Here is a 2,125-nt window from a genome sequence, read left to right as displayed (position 1 = left end):
TCTTGGCGCTGTCGAGCAGCATGTTGATCAGGTGGCAGAATTCGTGCTGGATCGACTTGCCCTGCAGGAACTGCATGTCGTCGATGATGAGCAGGTCGATGTCGCGCAGCTGCTCCTTGAGCGTCAGAGCGTTGTTGTCGCGGATGGCGGTGGCAAAGCGCCACATGAAATACTCGGCCGTGAGATAGACGACGCGCGACTTGGGGTTCTGCTTCAGCGATTCCGCGGCGATGGCCTGCAGCAAATGGGTCTTGCCGAGCCCGACGGTTGCGTGAAGGAAGAGCGGATTGAAGCGCACCGCGCTCGATTGCGATTCCGCCACTGCCTTGGCGGCGGCGAAGGCCACCCGGTTCGACGGCCCCTCGATGAAAGAGCCGAACGTGTAGCGTGGATCGAGCGGTGACCCCAGAACGTTGTGGCGGAATTCGCTCTCGACGGGTGTGCCCGGACGCGGAGTCGATGCGCGCTCCACCCGGCTGGGGCTGACTGTGCCTGCGGCAAGCGCCGTCTGCGTCTGCCGTGTCACCTTGCTGCGTGCCGGCGTTACCTCTGGCTCGGCCTGGGCGCGTCCCTGACGGGTTGCCGTGCGCACGACGATGTCGATCTTGAGAAGATCGGGATCCTCCTGCTTCCACAGTTCGGAGATGAGGTCGAGATAGTGGCCGTTGATCCATGAGCGCAGGAAGGCGGTAGGCACCGAGATGCGGACAATGCCCTTGGAAGCCTCGGCGACTTTCATGCGGCCAAACCAGCTCGAATAGACTTCGGTTCCCAGGCGCGCCTTCAACTGGGTCTTGACCCGGTCGAATTTCTGTTCCGCGTCGCTGGACACCGCCATGTCGTTTGCTCCGATCAAAGTTCCAGGAAATGGGAGGTCGCCCGTAAGTTCCCTTTCGATGCCGCTCTGCATGATCTTTTCCTTGTCCTTCCGTACCTGTTTTCCGCCGGGGATGCGCCTCCTGCATCCGGTTCCGGCGACCTAAGTCTTTGCTACGATGTCCGCTGCCGCCGCCGGCAGGTGAACGTCGCCCATTATCCGTGGGAACCGGTGCCGGCCCATGGAAGCCAGTCCGCGTTGGGTATGTCAGGGCAATACAACACCGTCCGGCGAAAAGAGCGCCGGCGCGCCGTCTACCTGCCATGTCTAGTTACGCCAGTCCCCTACCGTATCGAAAAAGACAAACCAAAGCCGTCCGCGGACTTGATCCGCGTTGCAAATCCCGCCAATTTAAGCTGGCCGATTCAGGCTTGGGTTAAGAGCCAGAGCCCGTCCCTTTCGATAGATCGACACTACCGAAATCGCTGTGGATAGGGCAAGGCCACGTCTAACGGATTTTTAAGGAATCTGGTTAGTGGAGGCGGGTTCGAGTGGCATGCCGCGACGGCACATTTTAACAAAGCCATTGTGATTCAAACCCTTTTCCGGCGAATATGAAAAACCGGGCGCTGACAGAAATATTCTGAAATAATTCGCTTGACAGCGACTTCTCCCCGATCGGGCCAGTCCGGTGTGGACAAGCTGTGGATCACCATCTGTAAGCGTTTGAAAAATATAAGCTATTTCTGACAGCCAAGAATCATTAGGCCGGCGATTTTCAAGTGTGCCGATCAACAGCAGGCATGCATATGCCGGCAAACTATTCCCTATTGTGAAATCCGCATAAGACGCCGTTTCCGGACATTCTTTTTAAGTGCTTGCCGGCAAACGAAAAAACCCGGCACAAACGGCCGGGTTCGAAGAACGTCAGTCTAGGCAAGTAATGTCAGGCCGACAGTACCTTGACCCGCTGAGCCAGTCGCGACACCTTGCGGGACGCCGTGTTCTTGTGAATCACGCCCTTGGTTGCGGCGCGCATCAATTCCGGTTCCGCGATCTTGAAGGCAGCCTGTGCGGCAGCCTTGTCACCGGAGGCAAGCGCCTCTTCGACCTGGCGGATATAGGTGCGGACGCGCGAGCGACGGTTCTTGTTGATCGCTGCGCGGCGGACGATCTTGCGCGTTGCCTTTTTGGCCGAGGATGTATTGGCCATGATGCCTCTCTTCTGATCTGGTCGGCGCATGCGGGATGCCGCAGGGCGCAAAAAACAAACGGGCTGCCACGGGGCCGCCTCGGTTGGTGCGGCTT

General features: G+C 58.6%; 2 protein-coding genes. Both read right to left on the bottom strand.

Annotated features, from left to right (window positions below):
• Positions 1 to 910: DnaA/Hda family protein (locus tag EN991_RS33685; protein WP_164769573.1), on the bottom strand; the 910-nt coding region annotated here is incomplete at its 3' end.
• An 853-nt stretch (positions 911 to 1,763) separates the two neighbouring features.
• Entirely contained in the window at positions 1,764 to 2,030 is a 267-nt protein-coding gene (rpsT, locus tag EN991_RS33680) for a 30S ribosomal protein S20 (RefSeq protein ID WP_013533694.1), read from the bottom strand.
• Positions 2,031 to 2,125 lie beyond the last annotated feature (95 nt).

The sequence above is a fragment of the Mesorhizobium sp. M7A.F.Ca.US.005.03.2.1 genome (assembly GCF_003997795.1).
Lineage (GTDB): Bacteria > Pseudomonadota > Alphaproteobacteria > Rhizobiales > Rhizobiaceae > Mesorhizobium > Mesorhizobium ciceri.
This window is presented reverse-complemented; position numbering and strand designations above follow the sequence as displayed.

What these genes read in the sequence shown, in the direction of transcription:
- rpsT (WP_013533694.1), bottom strand. Translation starts at nt 2,030, where the DNA reads ATGGCCAATACATCCTCGGCCAAAAAGGCAACGCGCAAGATCGTCCGC.